We start from the raw sequence: 23,111 nt of genomic DNA on the forward strand, positions 1-23,111 counted from the left end.
TAAACTTACAATGTGCCTTGGCAATTAAGTATTGCAGGTTTTGGTTTTGCCCGTTTTACTTAGTTATTTGGGTATAGCATAAAAATCATAAAACGTAAGGAAAGTGCTATGGAAAAAGCTTCGAACCTTGAAAGTAAAATGTATGTGCTAGATACCAACGTACTACTTCACGAACCCCTCGCTTATTTGTCTTTTCAAGAACATGACGTTGTAATTCCGATGACAGTGCTTGAAGAACTCGACCACATAAAAGATAGAAAACATGATGTGAGCCGCGATGCGCGCGTTGCTATTCGTGGATTAGATGAAGTACTTAAAAATGCAACGCCCGAGCAAATGCTACAAGGTGTGGCGCTGCCAAGTAATAAAAAAGCAAAAGCGAGCTCTGCGGGTACGCTTATTATTGTAAATGATCATTTATTTGCTGACTCTATTTCTGGTTTGCCAGGTAACGAAAACGACCACCGTATTATTAATTGCGCGGTGTATTTACAAAAACAGCACAGTGATTCAAAAGTAATACTTGTTACAAAAGACATAAACATGCGCTTAAAAGCCAAAGGCGCAGGGCTTAAATATGTTGAGGATTACCGCACCGACCAACTTATTGACGATATAACCTTACTTACCAGCGGCTACAAAAAAATAGAAGGCGATTTTTGGGACCATGTAGGACAGTGCAATACTGAGCAACATGGGCGTGATACGTTTCATCATGTACCTAAAGATTTAATACCCGATGTATTTTGTAACGAGTACTTACTCGATGGCTGTGAGCATTTTGCTGCGCGTGTTAAATCCTATGATGATGAGCACATAACGCTCAAAGATATTGGTGTTGAGCGTTTAATGAATCACAGTGCGTGGGGCGTTAAACCAAAAAATATTTATCAGGGTATGGCGCTTGACGCTTTACTTGATACAAGTATTGAGCTTGTTATTTTAACTGGTCCAGCAGGATGCGGTAAAACCTTATTAGCGCTTGCTAGTGCTCTTGAAATGGTCATCGAAAAAGGTATTTACGATAAAGTAATAGTAACTCGTAATACCCCCGAGATTGCAGAATCTATTGGTTTTTTACCTGGTACGGAAGAAGAGAAAATGGCGCCGTGGCTTGCAGCCATTACCGATACATTAGAGGTATTACATAAAGGCGACGAAAACCCAATATCGAGCCGAAACTACATAATGGAAAAAGCTAATGTTCAGTTTAAGTCGGTTAACTTTATGCGAGGTCGCAGTATTCAAAACGCGGTAGTAATTTTGGATGAAAGTCAAAATTTAACGTCATCTCAACTCAAAACGATTATTACTCGCTGCGGCGAAGGCACTAAATTAATTTGTACGGGTAACTTGGCGCAAATAGACAGTAACTACCTAACACCGGTTACATCGGGTTTAACGTATATAGTTGAGCGCTTTAAAAACTTTGAAGGCAGTGCAACAATAAACCTCAATGGTGTGGTGCGTAGCCGCTTAGCGTCATTTGCGGAAGAAAATTTATAACTTGCGCTTAACAAATTGGCTCGATAGTCTAACGATTGATTTTCGAGCCATAACGCGGACACTACGTTGAATTTTCTACCTCTCAAACATTATTATCGATCTTTATTTGTTGCGCTTTTAGTACCTCTAATTGTTGCTTTTTTACTGTGTCTGCATTTATATACAATTAAACTTGAGCGAGCTGTTGAGAAGCGCGAAGCTGATTTTGATAGTGTGTCTGCACAGGTAACTCATGGCATGCAGGCTGCAAGTGACTTACTAACCGCTATGTTTACCTTATATCAGCAACCGCCATTTCAGCCGTTTAATAATAGTTTGCTTGAAAATATTAATCAGTACGATGGTTATTACTATCGCGATTTTAATCATCAAGGCACTGAGATTATTGGCAAAGGAAGTTTTGCATATTCTGCTCGTGCGCTTTTGCAGTGGCAGCAGGTTATAGCTTTAGGACCGTCGTTTAATACAACACTTGCGTTAATGCAGTCTTTGTCTGCGGTTGCTTATGTTGACGATGATGGTTTTGCTTATGTGGCTAGGCGTAATAAGAGCCATAGTTTGTTATTAACTGAGGTTTTAAACGGTAAGTTTAAACCTGAATTTGCCCCAAATAAATTATCTTCAAGTCCTATTATTAAAATAAATGATAAAGCGTACTTTGCAATTGGACGTCAGCGAGAAATTGGTTCTCACGACTATATTATTTTAATTTATGATGTGCAGGCTATTTCCGCTTGGTTAAAAAAAATATCTCCTGTTAATGGCGGTGAATATGTTTTTATGAACCAGTCTCATCAAATTATTGCCAGTTCAAAAAATTCAATTGATCAAGTTATAGAGCTAGAGCCTTACTGGCCAAAGCTAGATGAATTCCATAAAAAATCGACTGTATTAACCGGTGATAATAATTACTTTATGCAAGCAGTGGGTGCTTTACCTATCCATGCCGCGTTTTACGAACCTAAACCGCAATTAGTAAATCCTATTCGATATGAAATATTATTAGAATTTGTATTTTTAACCCTATTTTTGAGTCTTATGTTTTGTGTGTTCTTTTGGTTGAGCCAGCGTATTATTGTTAAACCAGTTACACATTTAATGTATTACTTAGCACAAAGTGACGAGCAGCAAAACGGTCAATTAAACTATAAAGTTCCACTTAACTGGCAGCCTTGGTTTTCTAAAGTAAAGCGTGTGTTTTCTAAAAATAAAGAGCTGGTGGAATCGCTGCAAAATGCAAATAAAGAGCTTGATGAAAAAGTACAGTTACAATCAGAAAAACTAAGTCGTAGCTATGAAGCTAAAGAGCGCCACTTAGCCCTACTTAATACAATGTTAAACAGCGTGCCTGATCTTATTTATTTTAAAAATATAGATGGTTCGTTTTTAGGATGTAATAAAGCGTTTGAAGCTTATATAGGTAAAGATCAAACAGCATTAGTTGGTAAACATGTAGATGACTTAGGTGACAACGATCAGCAAATAATTGCGCTAGAAAAACAAGTTTTACAAAATAGAAATAGCGTTGAGCAACGAATAGAAACTGATACCAAGTCGTATCAATTAACAATTGCACCATTTTATAATGAGCACCAGCATTTGTTGGGAACAATGGGGATTGGTCGCGATATTACCGAGCAACAGCAGGCTTTACTTGCCTTAAAAGCATCTGAATCTAAATTTAGAAGTGCGATTGAATTTGCTGCAAACTGTGTGGTATTGCTTTCACTAGAGCATACTATTTTACAAGTTAATAAAGCGGCTAGAAAGCAATTTTCTGAGCAACAAGTGCTAGTAGGTGAGCCGCTTAAAGCTTTATTTAATGAATTGCAGTGGGAGCAAATTAAAACCACATTAGCGCAACTACTTGACGATAAAAAAAGGGTATATCACTTAACACTGGCACGAGGAAACTTAACTAGCTGGTTGCAATTGAGTGTATCGCTTGTGTGGGATGAAAGCCGCGATCCTGCTTATTACGTTATTCATATTCAAGATGTTAGCGCACTTACGAAAGCTAAACACGATGCAGAGCGAGCTACACTTGCTAAAAGCCGTTTTATAGCTAATTTAAGTCACGAAATTCGCACTCCACTTAATGCCGTTTTAGGCTTACTTGATATGTTAATTGAGCAAGGGCTTACTCAAAAGCAGTTACAACAAACTGATCAAGCTAAACATGCTGCGCATAGCTTACTACTCATGCTTAATAGAATGCTTGATTTTGCACGAGTAGAAAGTTCACAAGCTGAACTAAAGCAAGCATCGTTTAGTGTGATTGAATTAATTGATATTTGCGATAGTTTAACGGGACCTTTATGCGAAAATAAAGGTATAGAGTTTATTATTGATATAGACCCGTTAATTTCCCCCGACCTTATATGCGATAGTATTAGGCTACAACAGGTGTTGGGTAACCTATTAACAAATGCGGTTAAATTTACTAAAACAGGTTCGATAACCCTTAAAATGGACTTATTGCAAAGTGATAGCGTAGATTTACAGTATATTTGCTTTAAAGTTATTGATACAGGAAGCGGAATAGATAAAGCCGATCAAAGACGTTTATTTGATGCATTTACACAAGGTGATGAATCGTCAACACGAATACATCATGGAGTGGGTTTAGGTTTAGCGATAGTTAAACATGCGGTGTCGCTAATGGGCGGCGAAATCACTCTAAAAAGTGATAAAGGGCAAGGGTGTGAGTTTTTCTTTAGTATTGCACTTCAAGTAGATAGAACAAAAAATAATGTAATACAAAATAATACATTAGCTATTGTCTCTGAGCGTAGCAAAGAGCTAAAACGCGTTGCCGGTGCATTTTCTGAACTAGCTAGCATTGACCTTGACGAAGTTTTAAAATATCCAATAAAGCTTTCACATGCTGAGCAATTAATTATAGATGTAGCCGACTTACCTGTACTACTTAATGTAGAGGCGATAAATGATTCATTATCGTCAAAAGCAACACCGGTTATTATTATTAATCATCAACACACATTAAGTTTACCTAATAGCGAGCATTTAGCGGCACGGCATGTTAAAGCATCAGCGCTTGGTCAGCGGTTGCTAAATTTAAGCTCCGGCTCAGAGTTCAAATCAGTAATAGGTACGCAAATATTAAGCATACCGGAACTTAAAAAGGATATATCGGGTCTACTAGTATTAGCAATTGATGATAATCAATTAAATCTAGAGATTATTAGCAGTGTGTTACACCAAGCTGAAATTAATGTTGTTACAGCTTCGAGTGCATCAGATGGTATGGAGTTATTGCAGGTTTTAAAGCCCGATCTAATTTTAATGGATGTACAAATGCCGCATATCGATGGCTGTCAAGCAACAGCATTGATTCGTCAACAGTTTGACGCAAAGCAGCTCCCTATTTTTGCATTAACAGCTCATTGTGAGCCTGCAGATATTGAACGTTCTTTACGTTGTGGTATGAACAAGCATTTAACAAAGCCAGTGGTTGCTAAAGTACTTACAGGTGCTATTGCTGACTTAGGACTTGTTAAACCTAGCTTTTTTGAAAAATCATTTGCTTTAACGCAGTTTAATTTAGATGAAGCATTACTTAATACTATGATTGATAAATTTGCTAACTTATGTCAAATTCAATTAATTCAGATAGATGAAAGTACTAGTAAGGATGATTTGGTACGCTTAGTGCATAGTATTAAAGGAGTAGCAGGTAATTTAGGTTTTAAAAGGTTGTCGTATTGTGCACAGCAGTGTGAAAAACACCTTAAAACGACTAATGAGCCTATTGAAATTACAATGAAAGAGCTTATTATGCAGTTAGAACAAGTGATTGTTTTTATAAAAGGTTTGGGGGCAAAGGATGTCAAAAAAAGCTAAGGTATTAATTGTTGATGATGATCCTCTCAACCGATTGGTACTCGATAAAACACTTAATACTGAGCATGAAGTGTTTTTGGTGGAAAGTGGCGAAAAAGCACTCACTTTTGTAAAAACGACACAAGTTGATTTAATTATACTCGATGTTGTTATGCCAGGCATTGATGGATACGAAGTGCTTGTACAACTTAAAGAAAACCCAATAACCCAATCTATACCCATCATTTTTATATCTGCTAATCATAGCCATGAAGATGAATCGAAAGGTTTAGAGCTTGGTGCTATGGATTACATAACTAAACCATTTAGCGCCTCAATAGTACGTGTACGAGTTCGTAATCAGTTATTAATAAAGCAAAAGAATGATTTACTAGAAATGCTTGCTTCAATAGATGGTTTAACCGAGATACCAAATAGGCGTTACCTAGACGAAAATTTATCTCGTGAATGGCGCAGAAGTATCCGCAGCGGTTTACCTCTTTCTGTTTTACTTATGGATATAGACCATTTTAAACGTTACAACGATTGCTACGGACACCGTGCTGGTGACGATTGTTTAAAACAAGTAGCTCAAGCACTTGTTGGTGAATGTGAACGTGGTAGTGATTTTATAGCACGCTATGGCGGCGAAGAATTTGCTGCTGTTCTGCCAGGTGTAGGCAAAAGTGAAGCAATAGCATTTGCAAATAAACTACGCAATGCAGTTAATAGTTTAAATATAGAACATAAAGCATCATTAAATGCCAACCATATAACGGTCAGTATTGGTGTTGCAACAACTGAAAGTGGCAAAATATTTGCTGAAGAAGCGCTTTTAGAAGAAGCTGATTTAGGTTTATATGCAGCCAAAGATGCGGGACGCGATAGAATAGTCGCTCGCTAATTATGTTTTTTCTTAGTTATTTACAGCTCTAATAAGTAAAACGCCAATATTTTTATTGGCGTTTTTCGTTTATTACTTTTTGACTATATTCTATTTGATCATATCCAGTGCGGTGTCGCCAATACCCACTAGTTTATCGTTTTTGAATACCAGTGCTGTGCACTCATCTTTAGTCATTTTACCATCTGAATGAACGCTATGTGTTGGGTAAAATAATACCTGATATACATCGTTATCTTTTTTTAATAACTCAGTAAAACTAGGTGTTTCTAGTGTTGTTAATACTGACTGATAACTGCTATCCATTTTTAATTCAGCAATTACTTCACGATTATTTTTATACTTACTTTGCCAGCTAGATGAGTTTTTACCAGCCCAATGTGTTTCAGCTTCACCATCTGATACGGCAATAACACAGCCTGTTAAAAATGGAGCGATTAAAGCGGCTGCTAAAAGTGATTTTTTCATTTTTTTTTACCTTAATAAGATTTTTAATTGGTTATTAGCTGTATTAAAGCAAAGAGTAGACCATATTTATAAGTTGTTATTAATCAGTTTGTTAAGTGATTTAAGCTGTTTTTATCTAATAAAATATTAAATGTATTAGTAAAAACAGCCATTTTTTAGCTTATTTGATTACTACAATAAAATCACTACACCAAGCGGTTGCGTGATTCGTCTTTATTAAATGCGGCAATATTTAAGCTTACTTCATTAATTAATCGCACAATTGACTCCGTGCTTGCCCATGCAATATGTGGTGTAAGTAATAGATTATCACCTTTATAATTAGCAAGCGGGTTTGACAGCTCAGCTGGCTCTTTAGTTAATACATCTACACCTGCACCGGCAATTAAATTTTGTTCAAGGGCTGTAGCTAAGTCTGCTTCGTTAATAATACCGCCACGTGCTGTATTAATGATAATACTGCTTGGTTTCATCATTTTAAGTTCGTTAATAGCAATTAAATCACGGGTTTCATCGGTAAGTGGGCAATGTACGCTAATTATATCTGCAGTTTTAATAACTTCTTCAAATGGGGTACGACCATCGCGACATGCAACATTTTTTCGTTCAGCAATAATAACTTTAGCCCCAAAAGCTTCAGCCACTTTAGCTACACCTTGACCTAATGTTCCACCGCCAATAATTGCAAATACTTTACCTTGTAAATCATTAAAGCTGTAATCGAGTATGCAAAACATTTCACTTTTTTGCCATGCACCTTGCTGGCAATCAGCTTGATAACGGTGTGTATTACCTAAAAGGTTAGTGATTAATGAAAATGTATGTTGTACAACCGAAGGTGTTGAGTAACCAGCAACATTAGTTACTGCTATACCAAATTCTTTAGCTGCTTCTAAGTCAACATTATTAGTACCTGTTGCACTTACGCAAATAAGCTTTAGTTGCTTTAATTGACTAATTGTATCGCGATTTAGAACCGCTTTATTGGTAATTAAAACATCAGCGCCTTGGCTATGCTCAAGTACTTGCTCCGGACTAGTGAGCTCATAAGTCGTTAGCTCACCTAATTGCTCTATACCGGTAAGTGATGTTTTAGCTAAAGTCGCGTTATCGAGAACGGTAATTTTCATGATGTGTCCTAATTATATAGATTAAATCTAATTAAAAAATAAAGGCAGATACCTGTAAATAATGAAGATATATAAAAAGTAAGTACAGATAATTTGAATTGATGCTTAAGGTACTACGAAAATTAGCTTTTGTTAATGCTAATACTACCAAATGACTAGTCGATGCTTATGTTTGTTATAAGTGAAGAATATCAACGTGGTCAGCCCACTAACCCCCTAATAATATGCTATTTTGATTAGCTATCTAAGATGATTAAGCGCATAACTTTTGGCACTAATGCTTAATTTTGTGGTCGTAACTTAGATAGAAATTGAATATAAATATATAACTTGCCGCTTTATCGCAGATTAGCGATCTTTAGAAATAACAAAGTAATTTACAGTTATGATAATAGTGCGTCAAAGATAGAAGCATTTTATAGGTAATTTCGCATTTTAGATTGGCTGAGTTATAATCGAACATAGACATAAACGGTGCGCCTTGGCGTGCCGTTTTTTAACATTATAGATGTAGTAATGAGTGAATTAGAAGACAAGTACGCTGACATAAGACCTTATAACGATGATGAAGTTAAGGATTCGCTTTCGCGTTTAATGAACGATAATGCGTTTATTGATGTAATAGCAAAGTATAACTTACCGCGCTTTTTATCGTCTGTGCCATTTATAGCTCGTCCATTGGTAAGAAGCCAATTACGTAAAAAATGGGGTAAAGTGACCACGGTTGAGGATGTACAAAACGAAGTTGCGCAATACTTAGATAAATTAGTAAAGCGTACCACTTCAAAAGTAACATTTTCGGGGCTCGATAAACTGGACTCAGATCAGGCTTACTTATTTGTATCTAACCATCGCGATATTGTGCTCGATCCGGCATTAGTTAATTGGGGTTTATTTCAGCATAAAATGAAAACCGTACGTATTGCTATTGGCGATAACTTATTGCAAATACCTTATATTACTGAGCTCATGCGTTTAAATAAAAGTTTTATTGTTAAACGCTCAGCTAAAGCTCCTAAAGAAATGTTAAGAGCACTTACTCAGCTTTCGTCCTATATTTATGACTCTTTAATGAGTGGTAATTCTATTTGGATTGCGCAAAAAGAAGGCCGTGCAAAAGATGGTTTTGATCAAACCGATCCCGCACTTTTAAAAATGCTGCAATTGAATGGACGTAAGCAAAAGAAAGAATTTAGTGATTATGTAAAAGAATTAAAAATAGTTCCTGTTTCTATATCGTATCAGTACGAGCCGTGTGCGATAGCTAAAGCAAAAGAGCTTTATCATAAACAACAGCATGGTGAGTATATTAAGTCGGCAGGTGAAGATATTGCCAGTATTGTTGAGGGCTTTAGCGCAGCGAAAGGACACGTGCATTTATCATTTGGAAAACCAATTGAGTCGGGTTGCGATAGTGCTGAAGAACTTGCAAAAACGATAGATAAGCAAATTGTGGATTCGTTTTACTTACATCCTGGTAATTACATTGCTGGTGGCTGTAAAGAACAAGTAATTGATTCGCCAGATACAGCTACGTTTGAGCAGCGTATAGCGTGCGTACCAGATGAGTTAAAGCCATTGGTACTTGCCATGTACGCCAAACCGTTTCATCGTAAAACAGAGATTAAAACTAAAGGTTGTGAGCATTAAGCTTTTAGCCTCTTAGATTAATTTAAAAATAACACCGAAAAGCAGCAATTAATTGCTGCTTTTTTTTTGTTCAAAAATAACGCTATACTAAGTACCTCTAATTAATTGGTGTAAATGCGATGCAACAAATTGAAATATTTGATATTCCAAGTCCTTGTAAAAGTATTTGTCTGGTTAATAATCGAGGTTATTGTAAAGGGTGTTATCGCAGTCGTGATGAGCGTTTTTTATGGAATTCGTTAACTAACGTACAAAAAAAGAAAGTATTAAGTTTGTGTCAGCAACGTTATAAACGTTATTTGCAAAAAAAGCAGCAAGGCAGTGGATTAGATAACACAATAGAGCAGCAAGGTTTTGATTTTTAAAAGCTTAAATTATACTTTGCTCTTAATGCGTATACTGTTCCGTCGCTGTTTAGCTTAATTAATGCGTGTTGTAGTTTTTCAACTAAGTTTTCATTTCTTTTATGTAGGTAATGATATATTGGATAAGTTATTAATATTTCTTTTATAAAACAGGTATCTGCTATTGTTTTTTTAGGCAAAGAAGAATTAAATAATAGAATTCCCTGTACCTTATGTTGAGTAAATAAGTTTAACTGTGTATTTAAATTTTTAACTCGAACCACATTACCTGGAAACTGCGAGCTAGATAAGTAGCGCTCTTGTACTGTGTAACCATCTAAAATCGCAACATTATCGAGCTGATCAAATGTATTTGGTTGGCAATTTTTATAAGCTACTAAATTAAATTTAAGGAGTTCGTAGTTAACTCGAATTAAATTACTACGATTTTCTACACTAATATCTCGACCTAACTGTCCATCTAATACTCCGTTATTAGCCGCTAATAATGCGTTTCGGCGATCAAAATCTACAAAGTGTATTTTATAACCAATATCAGCATAAGCGAGTTTTAATAACTCAACGACGTAATCAGATTGAGGTGTGCTTTCAGGGCGGTTAAAAGTAAGGTTATATTGATGGCTCAAACATGATGCGCTAAAGAATAAATTAACCAATAATAACAAAGTATTAAAACGTCTATGCACTATCACTTCCAATTACAGAAAAAATCAATAAAATAAGAAGTGTATAATAGCAAGTTGGTTACCAGTTGCACAGTTGCACAGTGGTGGCTTGTTTGAATATCTATTTATAAATTAATGAGGAAATACCGTGAGTTTTAATCTGTGTCTATTGCCACGTGAGGAAAAGTATCAAATTCAGCTTGATTATGAAGCGTCATTTTGGGCGTATCAAATTAAGCGAAATAAAAAAACGCGTGAACAAGTGTACAACACGATCCATAACCGCCCGATTGCAGATCAAATGTTTTTGAAGCAACAATTTGAACAGTATTTGGTTATGATGCTAAATTAGTACTAATTAGGCGAATTGGTACAACTATGTATGTGATTGAATGCATAAATGAAATTAAAACCCCACTCGTAAATAAGTTTTATAAGCAACATAACGCAAAAGGGCGTGCTAATAAGCAAGATCAACTGTGGGTTGTTTATGCTGATAAAGAAATTATTGCAGCATGTAGGCTGCAAAATAAAACTGATTTTCTATTTTTATCTACTGTTTTTGTGGCTCCCAAACATCGATCAAAAGGGCTAGCTACGTTACTAATCTCAACACTTTTAAAAAGCCAAAAAAAAGTAGTTTATACCTTTGCTTACAAAAACGTAGTTGATTTATATAGTGCTCTTGGTTTTAACCAAGTGTTAACATATACTTTTGCTTTACAATCACTTTTTGATATTTATAAACACCGTAATATTGTCGCCCTAAAATACCCATAACAATAAATAATAATGTGGAATAAGCATGAGCAGAGGCGTTAACCGGATTGTAAGTTACTTTATCGTTTTTATGGCGATTGTAAGCTGCCAACTAAGCGCGCAGGTTAAGCGTTTATCTCCAAGCGAAGGTTTGTCACAAAGCTACGTCAACACCATGCTAATTGATAATAACGGTTACTTATGGCTCTCTACCGAAGCAGGGCTAAATCGATATGATGGCTATCAGGTGCTCTCTATTAATGGTCCTAATGGCGAGTTAGAAGAAGCTATTATTGACCGTATTTACCAAGATACCGAAGGTCGTATTTGGATTGCATCTCTACTTGCTGGATTATTTAGGTACGATCCGGTAACTGATTCATATAAACAATTTTTAAAAAAACCTACCAGCGAAAAACAGATAATGAATCAATCTGTTTTTAGTATGCTTACCGTTGATAAAAAAACATTATGGATTGGTCGAGGTCGAGACTTTGCTAAGCTTGATATAGAAAGTGGCGAAATCACGTCTATTTTTGAACTCCCTAGTGAATATAAAAGTACTCTTGTTAGAAAGCTATTTCATTACAACGGTTATATATTTATCGGCACTAGCCATGGAGCCTATGTATTTGATATTGCCACAGAGCAAATACGACCTTTACAGCACTTAAAGGGAGAAGCTGATCATATTTATCAAAATAATGTGAAGTCGTTTGCGTTAGCTGAAAATAATCAACTATTAGTCGGCACTGTTAAAGGCTTGTATCAGGTAGATATCAGTGATCTATCGGGTATGTTTGAGCGATTAGATTTAGTATTTAAAAATAAAGCATTGTTAGCGGATTTAAATATTTGGGAAATAGTTAACGAACACGGAAAAATTGATTTAGCGACAGATAAAGGGTTGTTTAAGTTTAATTTAAACAGCGGTGAAATAATTAAAAATACGCGCATTACGCAGAGTAAATATACCCTCGCCGACACGAGTATTATAGACATGGCTAAAGATAAGTCTGGTGGTACATGGGTTGCTACTAAAACCGATGGCGCTTTTTATTTATCAAATGATAATTACCATTTTAATAATGTTGATGGTAGTAAACTCGGTGGAGAAGGGCTGTCACATCACTCGATTTGGGGAATTACAGAGTACAAAGATAAGATATGGCTAGCAACGCATAACGGTTTAACTGAAGTTGATTTAAAAGCAAATACAGGGACTCCTTATTTAAAAGATTACAAAGTAGATTTACTCACCACTGAATTTACCGTATATGAAATAATGCCTTATAAAGATAAGCTTTGGCTTTATAGTAATCGCGGGTTGTTTATTTTTGATCCCATTACACATCAGATCAGCGAACCTAAAACAAAAAATCCGGCTAACCAAGAACAAATAACCGGTTGGGTACATGGCGTTACCTTAATGCCAAATGGCGACTTATATTATGTTCACTCTGATCATGGCGTGTTTGTTTATAATGTAAATACGCAAATAGTGTCCCGATTGGCTGGCGAAATGGCGCAGTTTGAACCTTTTTTAGCCCACGGATTTTTACCTGCTTTGTCTAATAAACCCGACTCTCCATTATTTTTTAATGCGGGTATTTTGTATCAAGTAAATCCAAAAAATTTAGCGTTAAAAATGATTTATAAAGTACCTAGGCAACATGAAAACGTTGCTATTAACGTACTGTCGTATGTGATAGATAACAATAATATTTTATGGATCTCACTTTCTAATTTTGGTTTGATAGGGCTAGATGCAACGACTTATCAATTAGTACATACAATTGATCTAGAAAAAAATAAACTCGGTACTTTGCTCTACGATATGGTGCTTGATGATGACGGTATGATCTGGATGAGTAGCCATAAAGGTATTTGGCGATTAAATCCAGGAACGCTTCATTTTCAACAATTCACAACCTCTGAAGGGCTACTTTCGGCTGAATTTAATAGTAATGCCATGGCACAACTTAAAGATGGTCGTATTGCTTATGGTGGTATTAAAGGTTTTACTTATTTTCACCCAATGGAAAACAAAAATCATCAGTCGCTTATCGATCATGTAAATATTACGCGAGTTGATTTGATGTCACGAGATTTATCTCCCAATTTAAAACAGCCACTAAATAAAGTTGTGCTAAATCATGATGATATAGGGCTTGAAGTTGCATTCTCAGCAATGGCTTTTAGTAATCAAGAACGTATTATTTATGAGTATCAATTAGATAATGGTCAAAAAACGTATACGCGCAATAACAACCGAGTATTGTTTCCTAAATTAAACCCAGGTAACTATCAATTAAAAGTCTGGGCGAAAGATCCACTTACCGGTGAATACACTTCACCAGCTATTTTAAAAATAAAAGTAAAATACCCTCTGTGGCGTGCTCCATATTTTATTGTTTTATATGGTGTGCTATTTATTGCCTTAATAGCTATGTGGGTAATGCGTCGTAATAAAATTCAACGTATTTTGTTAGCTGCAAATAAAGAAAGTAAAGAGAGTGAGGCGCGTTTAAAAATAGCGCTTGAGGGCAGTGAATCTGGAGTTTGGGATTGGAAATCGACTAACCCAAATATTTATCAGCCTCGTTTATACAGCGAATTGGGATATAGCAATGAAACCGTTAGCCTTGATGAATATTTAGCTAAAATTCACCCTCAAGATAAGCAGTTATTCCGTTTAGAATGGTTGGAGTTTTTATCTACCGAGAAAGGGTATTTTAATTGTACCTACCGCTTACGCCACGCTAAAGGTTATTGGCGCTGGTATAAAGACTTTGGCAAAGTAGTTGAATGGGACGACAAAACACCGCAAAAAGTAGCTGGTACTTATACTAATATGACCCGTGAAATGGTGTTTGAAGAGCATGCGTTATTATTTACGGCAGCATTTGAACAAACTCGAGATTGGGTGTTTATACTCGATAAAAATTTAAATATTCGAGCTTCAAATAAATCCCTACAAACGGCGTTCAATTTTTCGGCTGAGTCATTATCTAGCCGCTCCTTAAATTTAGGTATTTCGCGCAGCCATCGGTTTGATTATTTACGTATTATGAAAAAGTTATCGGTTGAGGAGCACTTTTCTTGTGAGGATACGGTTATTCTTGCTAGTGGAGAGTCGCGTCATGTATTAGTGAAAATAAGTGCTGTAGCCGATAACAACCAAAGCTTAAATAGCTATGTAATTATTTTAACAGATATCAGTGCGCAAAAATTAGCTGAAAATGAACTTCATTTACTTGCCAACTACGACGTATTAACAGGCTTACCTAATCGTACATTATTTAATGACCGTGTTGAGCACGCATTAGAGCAAGCCAAACATCATCAATGCAAGGTAGCGTTATTACACATAAATATTAAACGCTTTAAATACTTTAACGATTCATTAGGGCATGAGGCTGCTGATGAATTAATTAAAAAAGTAGCCAAACGACTAAAGCTTACTTTGCGCCCATCAGATAGTGTTGCACGCTTTGGTGGTGATGAGTTTGTTGTACTTGTAGAGGATATTCACCAAATTGAAGAAGTATTATTGATTTGTGCAAAACTTATGGATTGTGTAAACCAAAATATCAGTATTAGCGGGCAAGTTGTAAATATTAATTTAAGCATTGGTGTGGCTATTTCACCTGATGATGCATTGCAAAGTGGAACACTATTAAAAGCTGCGAATATTGCGCTTTATCATGCTAAAGATTCACTTGAGGGCAGTTATCAGTTTTATAAACAAGAAATGAATCAACATGTACAAAGAGCGCTTCACTTAGAGTCACAGCTAACTAAGGCATATCAAGAGCATGAATTTTGTAATAACTACCAGCCGATTATAAATGCGCAAACTTATAAAACCGAGGGGTTTGAAGTGTTACTGCGTTGGCCTGAGAACAAATTAGTACAAACTCAGGAGTTTTCTTTAGCGGCTGAGAGTATTGGTTTGATTACAAAAATAATGTTACAAACGCTCGCCCGTGCGTTAGATGAGCTAAAAGAATGGCGTAAAGTGTCGCCTGAGTTGTATTTATCTATAAATTTATCTGCATTAGATTTCGAATTTGAAGAGTTAGTGCCAGAGATAAAACGAGCATTAGGCTTTGCAGGAGTTCCATCAGAAGCTATTGTATTTGAAATTACAGAATCAATACTAATTCGTGACTCAAAGCACGCTTTACAGAGTATGGAAATGCTTAAAAAGCTTGGTTGTAGATTATATATGGATGACTTTGGTACCGGCTATGCCTCACTCACTTACTTAAAACGCTTCCCTATTGATGTGCTTAAAATCGACCGCAGCTTTGTGCAAGATATAGGCGTTGATTCTGATGATGAAGCCATTATTCGCTCAACATTAGCATTGGCTCATAGTTTAGGAAAAGAGTGTGTAGCTGAAGGGGTTGAAAGCTCACATCAACTTACCTTTTTAAAGGCGCTTGGTTGTAAGCATTTTCAGGGGTATCTATTTAGTCGGCCAGTTTCAAGTGAAGATGTACCAGCACTGATTACACGTAACTGGGATGACATATTCAATAAAAGTTAACCTAAGGTCTGCTCGTCTTTTAAAGTTAAAGATACGCTGCCCTTTGGGTTCATTCTAGGGGCGTTTTCCGCAATTTCGGCAAAATAATTTGCTATTGTGCTCATTTAGTTGAGTTTTAATTGCTTTGTTAGCTTCTAATTTATTTAGACCTAATTTACAACGTAACTCATCTAAGTGACCGCGCTGTTCATCATTAAGCGAGCCATCGTTAAGTGTGCCACCATGAATCTGTTCGTGTACAGCGTCTTCAAAAGCTTGGCGACGTTTGCGTACTTGCTCTGAAAAACTTGATGCTAATAAACCGGTTGGTATTGCTATCATCCCCATACTAAGCAGCGTTATTACTCCTCCAAACAACTTACCAAGTGGTGTTATTGGCACTACGTCACCATAGCCAACCGTGGTTAATGTTGCCATTGCCCACCACATGGCGGCAGGAATAGACCCAAATTTATCTGGTTGTACGTCGTGCTCAATTAAATAAATGCCACAAGACGCTAAAATAAGAACAACTGCCATAATAAAAAAGGCGGCAAAGAGGGAGCTTCCTTCACTTAAAAAAGCTTGTAGAAGTAGCTGCATAGCACGTGAATAACGCGTAAGTTTAAATACTCTTAAAAGCCTTAGTACACGTAAAAAACGCAGGTCTAGTGGTACTATAAACATTAATAAGCTAGGCAATATAGCTATTAAATCTATTACTGCCAATGGGGAAAAAAGATACTTGAGTCGGCGCTTTACGTTAGAACCTTCAATTGCAGCATATTTGGGTTTATCAACACACGACCAAACTCTTGCTACATATTCAACTCCAAAAATAGCCACCGAGACAATTTCTAAGATTAAAAATGCGTCGTAGTATTGCTGTGCAACACTTGGGATTGATTCAATGATAATAGCGACTACATTAATCATAATTAAAGCAATCAGCGCAATATCAAGTAGGTGCCCAGCGCGATGATAGCCGCCTGTGCCTTCAAACAGACTCGCTACTTTTTGTCTTGAGGTTGGTTTGTTTGTCATTATTTAAGTAAAAGCACCATATTAATGCTGCCTTCTTCAAAATCACGGCTTATTTTAAAGCCGAGTTTACGTGCAAGCTCAATCATGCCGGTATTTTCTGGCAATGTAATACCTTCAACCGACTCAACACCTTGGCGTTTACAGTGATTAATTGCTGCACTCATTAGTATTCTACCCAAACCTAAACCTTGGCAGTCTGAGCGTACAACAATAGCAAATTCAGCATGTAAGTTATCGGGATCCATAATCACTCTTGATACACCTAATGTACGTGTTTTACCTTCAAAGCGTTGGCATACAATAAACGCCATTTCACGGTCGTAATCAATTTGCGTCATTTTAGCGAGTTGATCGTGGTTAAACTGTGGCAATTCACCAAAAAATCGTTTGTACCTGTCTTCTTTATTAAGAGATTGATCAAATGCTTGGTGTGCTTGCTCGTCTTCTGGTTTTATTGGTCTGAGCGTAGCCTGAGTGTTGTTTTTAAGCGTTACTATTTCTACGAGCTCAATAGGGTAGGGGCGAATAGATAAGCGCTTACGATTGCTTTGGGTTTGATAGCGATTAAGTGTCATGGTCGCATCAAGTACTAAAAACTGCCCGTTACTGGCAAGTATAGGGTTAAGCTCCATTGAGCTGATATCGGGTTGATCAATCACTAACTGCGAAATGCGAGTTAGTAATGCGCATAAACGATACTTATCGACCTTTTCAGGTAATATGCGCTCTTTTAACACGCCTTTATCGTGTGCTGCGGCAATTAAATACTTTGCTAAATTCATGTTTAGTGGTGGTAAGGCAACCGCTGCTTGTGCATATTCTAACCCTGTACCTGCTTCACCCAATAAAATAACAGGACCAAAATTTGGCTCTGTTTTAATCGCTATTCTTAATTCATTAGCGCCGGCGCGAGGAGCCATTTTTTGTAATGAAAAACCTTCAATGGTTGCATCAGGGTACGTGTTTTTGATCCGAATGAGCATTGCAAATGCAGTTTGTTCTACTTCTTGCGCATCATTTAAATTAAGCACGACTCCACCAACCTCAGATTTAGAGGCAATACTTGGACTAATCAGTTTTAATGCAACAGGAAACCCGAGTTCTATTGCTTGCTCTTTAGCTTCTGTTGGGGTGTAAGCAACTTCGGTTTTAATACACTTAATACCATAATGATTTAATATTTGGCTCGCTTGATGGGTAGGTAGATAGCTGTGTTGATCATCTAAAAACTCATTAATAAGGGCTTTAGCAGCCTCTTTATTTATTTTAGCGTCATCGGTATTAGACTCAGGTGTTTGTGTTAAATGCTTTTGGTTACGGCGATAAGTTACTAAATGCATAAATGCACCAACAGCACCCTCTGGCGTACGATAGGTGGGTATTGCATTGTTAGAGCACACTTTTCTTGCTGCGTATGAAGCATCTTCGCCCATAAAGTTAGTAATTACATAAGGACGGGCCATTTTAGGAAGCGTTTTAAGTGTTTGCACAATAATATCTGCATAATCTTCACTAGGTGCTAGCGCTGATGGAGTATGAATTATAAGTAAATTTTTAACTTCTTTAGCATGTAATAAAATCTCCAGTGCCTGCTTGTAACGAGCCGGAGCGGAGTCGCCAAAAATATCTACAGGGTTTGAAGTGGTTTCTGATTGCGGAATCACTTTATTAAGCGCATTGCGAGTTTCAACGCTCAACTCGGCTAACTTACCTGAACTTTGAATAAGTTCGTCAACAGCCATAACACCAGGTCCGCCGCCATTTGTTAAAATGGTTAACTGCTCAACCTTAAGTAACTTCGGGTGCATTGCAAGTGTTTGTGTAGCTGCAAAAAGTTCACGTAAATCATTTACGCGTAGCATACCAGCACGCTGAAAAAGTGCATCGTAAACTGCATCAGAGCTTTGCTTTCCGCCTGTATGAATTTCTGCAGCGAGGGCGCCTGCACTGGTTTTTCCTGTTTTTATAGCAATAACAGGTTTGCTAAAAGCCGCTGCACGGGCAGCTGAAATAAAACCGCGTATATCTTCAATGTTATCTATGTAGAGCAAAATAGCTTTGGTTTTAACGTCACGCCCTAAAAAATCAAGTAACTCATTAAAGTTTATATCAAGGCAATCACCAACCGAGACAAAATACGAAAAACCAATTTCTTTGTTTTTAGCCCAGTCTAAAATGGTAGAACATACCGCAGCAGATTGAGATACAAATGCAATTTTACCGGGGCTTGCTACTGTGTGCGAAAAACTCGCATTTAAACCAATATGCGGAATCAGTAACCCTAAACAGTTTGGTCCTAGTAAAGTAACTTGATGGGCTTGAGCGCATGCTTTAAGCGCACTTTTTTGATCCCCAGAAAGTCCGTCAGCAATAACTATTGCGCTTTTACAACCCAGCTCACCAAGCTGCTGAATTATGTCGGTTAAGGTGTTTTTGTTTGTGCAAATAACAGCAAGGTCGGGGACTTTAGGTAAATCGGCAATACAAGAATATGCGAGTACACCGTGAACTGCTGTATAACTAGGTGTTACAGGCATTATTGGGCCTTTAAAGCCACCTTGTAAAAGGTTACGCATAACAACAAAACCAGCACGAGTAGATACGTTAGAGGCACCAATAACTGCCACTGAGCTTGGGTTAAAAAACTGGGTAATGCGCTTTAAGCTCATGGATTTTCCTTGGCTGATTAAATTTTGCGTTATTTATAGTCTCAATGTACCCTGTTTGTCGTGTTATTTCGAGCGGACAATTGCTTATTATTGATGTCAATCAAGGAGAATAATGTGAATAAAGCACCCGATTTTTATATAGTAATTGCTGCTGTCTGTTTAAGTATAGGCTTAATTAGTTTCGGATTTATTTTAAAAAGCACGGCCCTTAATGTAAAAAGTATGGAACGTACGGTGCAAGTAAAGGGATTAGCTGAGCGCGAAGTCATCGCCGATACAGTTATTTGGCCACTGCAGTTTAGTGATGCCGATAATAACCTTGAAAAGCTGGTAAGCAGAGTTGAAAGAAAAAATGATGCTGTAATCGCTTTTTTAAAATTACATGGTTTTGACGACAATGAAATAACCTTGGGCAGCCAATCAATTATTGATAAACAAGCACGTGAATATAACAACGAAAACCAGAAGTTTCGGTACATTGTCCGCTCAAATATAACCGTATATTCAAATGCACCTGATAAAGTTCAAAATGCACTTGGTAAAGTTAGCAGCCTTGCTAAGCAAGATATTGCTGTTGTGCAAGATAGCTACGAAACAAAAATTGAATACATATTTACAGGCTTAAACGATATAAAACCGACAATGGTGCAAGAGGCAACTGAAAAGGCGCGAGAGGTAGCTAATAAATTTGCTAAAGATTCTAATTCTAAATTAGGAAAAATAAAAACAGCCCGCCAAGGTCAGTTTAGTATTGGTAATAGAGATTCAAACACACCACAAATAAAAAACGTAAGAGTGGTAACCAGTGTTGAATATTACTTAAGTGATTAAATCTAAAATATTATTTAAGCTCTAAAGTGGCAGAAAATATTCATATTGAAGCACATCAACCACCATGAAAAACTGCACTGCCACGTATGCTTGCCACTTTATAAACAGCATGTTTTTTAGAAGACATTTGTAAGTTAAAGTGCTTTGATTAAATGTACGACTTGCACTGTTGAACGCTGTAAATAAGCGGCACTTAATAAAATAGTGGTCTCATTAAGTTTTTGACCTTTTAATGCGCTAGGGAATTGCTGCTTGGCACTCGGGTTTTGTTTTTGCTCTATTTCCATAAGTGCTAATAACGCTGAAAACTCATGCTTAACTGGTGTGTTAGGTTTATCGGCGTAAGCAATGTAGTTAGCAACCGGCGTTAATCCTTGTTGATTTGGCTGAGCTAGCGCTTTTAGTAAATCGTCATTAGATTCAAATAGCATTAGAGAGCGTACATAGTTAAATGGCAGCTTTGCATAATTAGCGTGTTTAAACACATTATGCAGTACGTTATTTCCTTGGGTATCTTGTGCTAAAAAGCCTTTATTTACTTTGAGCGCTGGGGTAAAAAAACTTAACGCATCAATATTAGTAAGTTGATTAATAAATGGTGCGGGTGCTGTATTAGTACTTAATATACGTGTAGCAATGTTTTGCATAAAATCATACTTAACACTCAATCGTTGAGCGCTTTCATATAAATGGTTTAGTTGCAAAGTTTGCTGAGCAGGGCTTAGCTTTTTAAAGTCGTTATCGAGCTCATTTAACTGATGCTTTGAAATGCGTGCGTTAAGTAGCTGTATGCTTAAATCCATTATTATTCTCAAAGATTTTTTATCACTATAAAACAAAAAAGGTCGCAAATACGACCTTTTCAATTTAAACAATTGCTTTAAATGATATTAAGCTTTTTTGCTTGCTACCCATTCGTTAACAAAGTTTTCTAGTACATTAAGTGGCACAGGACCATTTTTAAGTACTACGTCGTGGAACTGGCGAATATCAAATTTATCACCCAGTTGCTTTTTAGCGTCTTCACGAAGTTCTAAAATCTTAAGCATACCCACTTTATAAGCCGTTGCTTGTGAAGGCATTACAATGTGACGCTCAACCATTTTAACACCGTCAGATGTTGCATTAGGCGTGTTATTTACGTAGTAATCAATACCTTCTTGGCGAGTCCACTTCATTGCGTGAATACCCGTATCAACAACTAAGCGACATGCGCGCCATAGCTCCATTGAAAGGCGACCAAAATCTGAGTAAGGGTCTGAGTACATGCCCATTTCTTTAGGAATGAACTCTGAGTATAAACCCCAGCCTTCAATATACGCAGTGTAGCCACCAAACTTACGGAACTTAGGAATACCTTCTAGCTCTTGTGAAATAGCTATTTGCATATGGTGTCCCGGAATACCTTCGTGGTAGGCAAGTGCTTCCATTTGGTACGTTGGCATTGCTTCCATATCGTAAAGGTTAGCGTAGTAAACACCTGGGCGTGAACCATCTGGAGCTGGCTGTTGGTAAAATGCTTTACCTGCCGCTTTTTCACGGAATCCTTCAACCGCTTTTACTTTTAAACCTGCTTTTGGTTTAACAATGAATAGCTCATCTAAACGCGTTTTCATTGTATCAATAAGCCCAGTGGCTTCATCAAGATAACGTTGTTTACCTTGTGCATCATTAGGGTAGTAAAATTGCTTGTCAGTTTTCATAAACTGCATAAACGCTTTTAAGTCGCCTTTAAAGCCAACTTTATCTTTAATTTCACGCATTTCATCATGAATACGTGTCACTTCAGATAGGCCAATTGCATGAATTTCTTTAGCGGTTAAATCAGTTGTAGTTGTGCGCTTAAGTGCGTTGTTATAAAACGCTTCGCCATCAGGTAATTTCCATGCGCCATCGCGATCATCAGCACGTTTTTCAAGCTGTGCTAGGTAATTAATTAGTTTAGAGTAAGATGGTTTAACAGCTGATTTTAATGCATCTGATGCATCGCTAATTAACGAGTCTTTTTCGTCTTGGCTAATTTCAAGCGCCGTTACTTTACGTTTAAAGTCAGCAAGCAATGTAGAATCATCGCCTTTTTCAAACGGTGCACCATGAATAATATTTTTGCTTGAATCAATAACATGTGGGAACACAAATTTAGGGGCAATGATGCCTTTTTCTGCACGTACAGTTAAATCAACGATAAGCTGATCAATAACACCAGTCACACCATTTAAACGAGAAATGTAGTCTTTAGCTTCTTTTACATTACTAATTTGATGCTGGTTAATTAAAAATGCAGGGATCATAGAATGCGTACCAAACATTTGGTTCACAGGGTAGTTATGGTAGCGCCATTTAAAGTCAGCAATTGAGCTTTCAAGATCTTGTTTTTTTAAGTCGTAACTAACTTTTGTTGCGTTATCTAATAAATCACGATTAATTGCTTTTAGTGTAACTAGGTCAGCTTTTGTTTGTGCTAAATCTTTAAGCTTTCTTTCTTCGCTGCCATCGTCCCACTTATCGTAATCTTGCTTAATTCCCATGTATGTTTGATATACAGGGCTGCTCATTACGTCGCGGTTAAATGTATCTTCAAAAAATGCATTCGCTTTGTCTATTTCACTTTGTTGTGATTGAACTGCTTGTGCAACAGGAGCTGAAGTAGCTTGTTGTGTTGTTTGCTGGCAACCAGCAAGAAGTGCAACGCCAACTGCTGCTGCAATAAAAGTAAGTTTACGCATTGTTTTCCCTTTTGTTG

The 23,111-nt window shown here is 36.9% G+C and carries 16 protein-coding genes; 9 read left to right on the forward strand and 7 right to left on the reverse strand.

Annotated features, from left to right (window positions below; translation table 11 throughout):
* Positions 1 to 108: 108 nt before the first annotated feature.
* From GQR56_RS00805 to GQR56_RS00815, 3 genes are all read left to right on the forward strand, one after another.
* Positions 109 to 1,506 carry a PhoH family protein gene (locus tag GQR56_RS00805; protein ID WP_166108844.1) on the forward strand — a complete coding sequence of 466 codons (1,398 nt, stop codon included), beginning with the start codon at positions 109 to 111 and terminating at the stop codon, positions 1,504 to 1,506.
* 66 nt (positions 1,507 to 1,572) lie between these two features.
* Complete coding sequence (locus GQR56_RS00810; RefSeq protein ID WP_166108845.1) at positions 1,573 to 5,370, forward strand: ATP-binding protein; 3,798 nt, start codon at positions 1,573 to 1,575, stop codon at positions 5,368 to 5,370.
* Positions 5,354 to 6,253 carry a diguanylate cyclase gene (locus GQR56_RS00815; RefSeq protein ID WP_024611778.1) on the forward strand — a complete coding sequence of 300 codons (900 nt, stop codon included), beginning with the start codon at positions 5,354 to 5,356 and terminating at the stop codon, positions 6,251 to 6,253. Before GQR56_RS00810 ends, GQR56_RS00815 begins: the two co-directional genes overlap by 17 nt.
* A gap of 90 nt (positions 6,254 to 6,343) precedes the next feature.
* On the opposite strand, the gene GQR56_RS00820 is transcribed toward GQR56_RS00815, so the two are convergent.
* Positions 6,344 to 6,721: a DUF3192 domain-containing protein gene (locus tag GQR56_RS00820; RefSeq protein ID WP_024611779.1), complete on the reverse strand. Its 378-nt coding sequence runs from the start codon at positions 6,719 to 6,721 to the stop codon at positions 6,344 to 6,346.
* Between the two features lie 185 nt (positions 6,722 to 6,906).
* The gene (locus GQR56_RS00825) at positions 6,907 to 7,851 is read right to left on the reverse strand and encodes a D-2-hydroxyacid dehydrogenase (RefSeq protein WP_024611780.1); all 945 of its coding nucleotides are present in this window, start codon (positions 7,849 to 7,851) and stop codon (positions 6,907 to 6,909) included.
* 516 nt (positions 7,852 to 8,367) lie between these two features.
* Between GQR56_RS00825 and GQR56_RS00830 the strand changes: the two genes are divergently transcribed.
* Together GQR56_RS00830 and GQR56_RS00835 are read left to right on the forward strand one after the other, a co-directional pair.
* Entirely contained in the window at positions 8,368 to 9,501 is a 1,134-nt protein-coding gene (locus GQR56_RS00830; protein ID WP_029880503.1) for a 1-acyl-sn-glycerol-3-phosphate acyltransferase, read from the forward strand.
* A 119-nt stretch (positions 9,502 to 9,620) separates the two neighbouring features.
* Positions 9,621 to 9,866 (forward strand): DUF1289 domain-containing protein, encoded by a 246-nt coding sequence (locus GQR56_RS00835; protein ID WP_024611782.1) that lies wholly within the window; start codon positions 9,621 to 9,623, stop codon positions 9,864 to 9,866.
* Here GQR56_RS00835 and GQR56_RS00840 read toward each other — a convergent pair.
* On the reverse strand, positions 9,863 to 10,552 hold the full coding sequence (locus GQR56_RS00840; protein ID WP_024611783.1) for a transporter substrate-binding domain-containing protein: 690 nt from the start codon (positions 10,550 to 10,552) through the stop codon (positions 9,863 to 9,865). The genes GQR56_RS00835 and GQR56_RS00840 overlap by 4 nt on opposite strands.
* Before the next feature lie 127 nt (positions 10,553 to 10,679).
* Here GQR56_RS00840 and GQR56_RS00845 point away from each other — a divergent pair, with 127 nt between their 5' ends.
* Genes GQR56_RS00845 through GQR56_RS00855 form a run of 3 tightly spaced genes read left to right on the forward strand, consistent with a single transcriptional unit; the run spans position 10,680 to position 15,845 of the window.
* The gene (locus tag GQR56_RS00845; protein WP_024611784.1) at positions 10,680 to 10,883 is read left to right on the forward strand and encodes a DUF3283 family protein; all 204 of its coding nucleotides are present in this window, start codon (positions 10,680 to 10,682) and stop codon (positions 10,881 to 10,883) included.
* A gap of 26 nt (positions 10,884 to 10,909) precedes the next feature.
* Positions 10,910 to 11,311, forward strand: coding sequence for a GNAT family N-acetyltransferase (locus tag GQR56_RS00850; RefSeq protein WP_024611785.1), 402 nt, complete (start codon positions 10,910 to 10,912; stop codon positions 11,309 to 11,311).
* Between the two features lie 25 nt (positions 11,312 to 11,336).
* Positions 11,337 to 15,845 carry an EAL domain-containing protein gene (locus GQR56_RS00855; protein WP_166108846.1) on the forward strand — a complete coding sequence of 1,503 codons (4,509 nt, stop codon included), beginning with the start codon at positions 11,337 to 11,339 and terminating at the stop codon, positions 15,843 to 15,845.
* Between the two features lie 54 nt (positions 15,846 to 15,899).
* Here GQR56_RS00855 and GQR56_RS00860 read toward each other — a convergent pair whose 3' ends face one another.
* A complete protein-coding gene (locus GQR56_RS00860; protein WP_166108847.1) occupies positions 15,900 to 16,868 on the reverse strand; it encodes an ion transporter in 969 nt (322 codons plus the stop codon).
* Positions 16,868 to 19,537, reverse strand: a complete 2,670-nt coding sequence (locus GQR56_RS00865) for a bifunctional acetate--CoA ligase family protein/GNAT family N-acetyltransferase (RefSeq protein WP_166108848.1) — start codon at positions 19,535 to 19,537, stop codon at positions 16,868 to 16,870. Before GQR56_RS00865 ends, GQR56_RS00860 begins: the two co-directional genes overlap by 1 nt.
* 114 nt (positions 19,538 to 19,651) lie before the next feature.
* Here GQR56_RS00865 and GQR56_RS00870 point away from each other — a divergent pair, with 114 nt between their 5' ends.
* Entirely contained in the window at positions 19,652 to 20,368 is a 717-nt protein-coding gene (locus GQR56_RS00870) for an SIMPL domain-containing protein (RefSeq protein WP_166108849.1), read from the forward strand.
* A 134-nt stretch (positions 20,369 to 20,502) separates the two neighbouring features.
* On the opposite strand, the gene GQR56_RS00875 is transcribed toward GQR56_RS00870, so the two are convergent.
* Positions 20,503 to 21,171: a hypothetical protein gene (locus tag GQR56_RS00875; RefSeq protein ID WP_166108850.1), complete on the reverse strand. Its 669-nt coding sequence runs from the start codon at positions 21,169 to 21,171 to the stop codon at positions 20,503 to 20,505.
* A gap of 87 nt (positions 21,172 to 21,258) precedes the next feature.
* Positions 21,259 to 23,094, reverse strand: coding sequence for a DUF885 domain-containing protein (locus tag GQR56_RS00880; RefSeq protein ID WP_024611790.1), 1,836 nt, complete (start codon positions 23,092 to 23,094; stop codon positions 21,259 to 21,261).
* Positions 23,095 to 23,111: the final 17 nt, after the last annotated feature.

It is taken from the genome of Pseudoalteromonas sp. Z9A5 (genome assembly GCF_011378875.1).
In the GTDB taxonomy this organism is placed as follows: Bacteria; Pseudomonadota; Gammaproteobacteria; order Enterobacterales; family Alteromonadaceae; genus Pseudoalteromonas.

Coding starts and splice junctions, on each gene's coding strand:
- GQR56_RS00805 (WP_166108844.1), top strand. CDS start 109: ATGGAAAAAGCTTCGAACCTTGAAAGTAAAATGTATGTGCTAGATACC.
- GQR56_RS00815 (WP_024611778.1), top strand. CDS start 5,354: ATGTCAAAAAAAGCTAAGGTATTAATTGTTGATGATGATCCTCTCAAC.
- GQR56_RS00820 (WP_024611779.1), bottom strand. CDS start 6,721: ATGAAAAAATCACTTTTAGCAGCCGCTTTAATCGCTCCATTTTTAACA.
- GQR56_RS00825 (WP_024611780.1), bottom strand. CDS start 7,851: ATGAAAATTACCGTTCTCGATAACGCGACTTTAGCTAAAACATCACTT.
- GQR56_RS00830 (WP_029880503.1), top strand. CDS start 8,368: ATGAGTGAATTAGAAGACAAGTACGCTGACATAAGACCTTATAACGAT.
- GQR56_RS00835 (WP_024611782.1), top strand. CDS start 9,621: ATGCAACAAATTGAAATATTTGATATTCCAAGTCCTTGTAAAAGTATT.
- GQR56_RS00850 (WP_024611785.1), top strand. CDS start 10,910: ATGTATGTGATTGAATGCATAAATGAAATTAAAACCCCACTCGTAAAT.
- GQR56_RS00855 (WP_166108846.1), top strand. CDS start 11,337: ATGAGCAGAGGCGTTAACCGGATTGTAAGTTACTTTATCGTTTTTATG.
- GQR56_RS00860 (WP_166108847.1), bottom strand. CDS start 16,868: ATGACAAACAAACCAACCTCAAGACAAAAAGTAGCGAGTCTGTTTGAA.
- GQR56_RS00865 (WP_166108848.1), bottom strand. CDS start 19,537: ATGAGCTTAAAGCGCATTACCCAGTTTTTTAACCCAAGCTCAGTGGCA.
- GQR56_RS00875 (WP_166108850.1), bottom strand. CDS start 21,171: ATGGATTTAAGCATACAGCTACTTAACGCACGCATTTCAAAGCATCAG.
- GQR56_RS00880 (WP_024611790.1), bottom strand. CDS start 23,094: ATGCGTAAACTTACTTTTATTGCAGCAGCAGTTGGCGTTGCACTTCTT.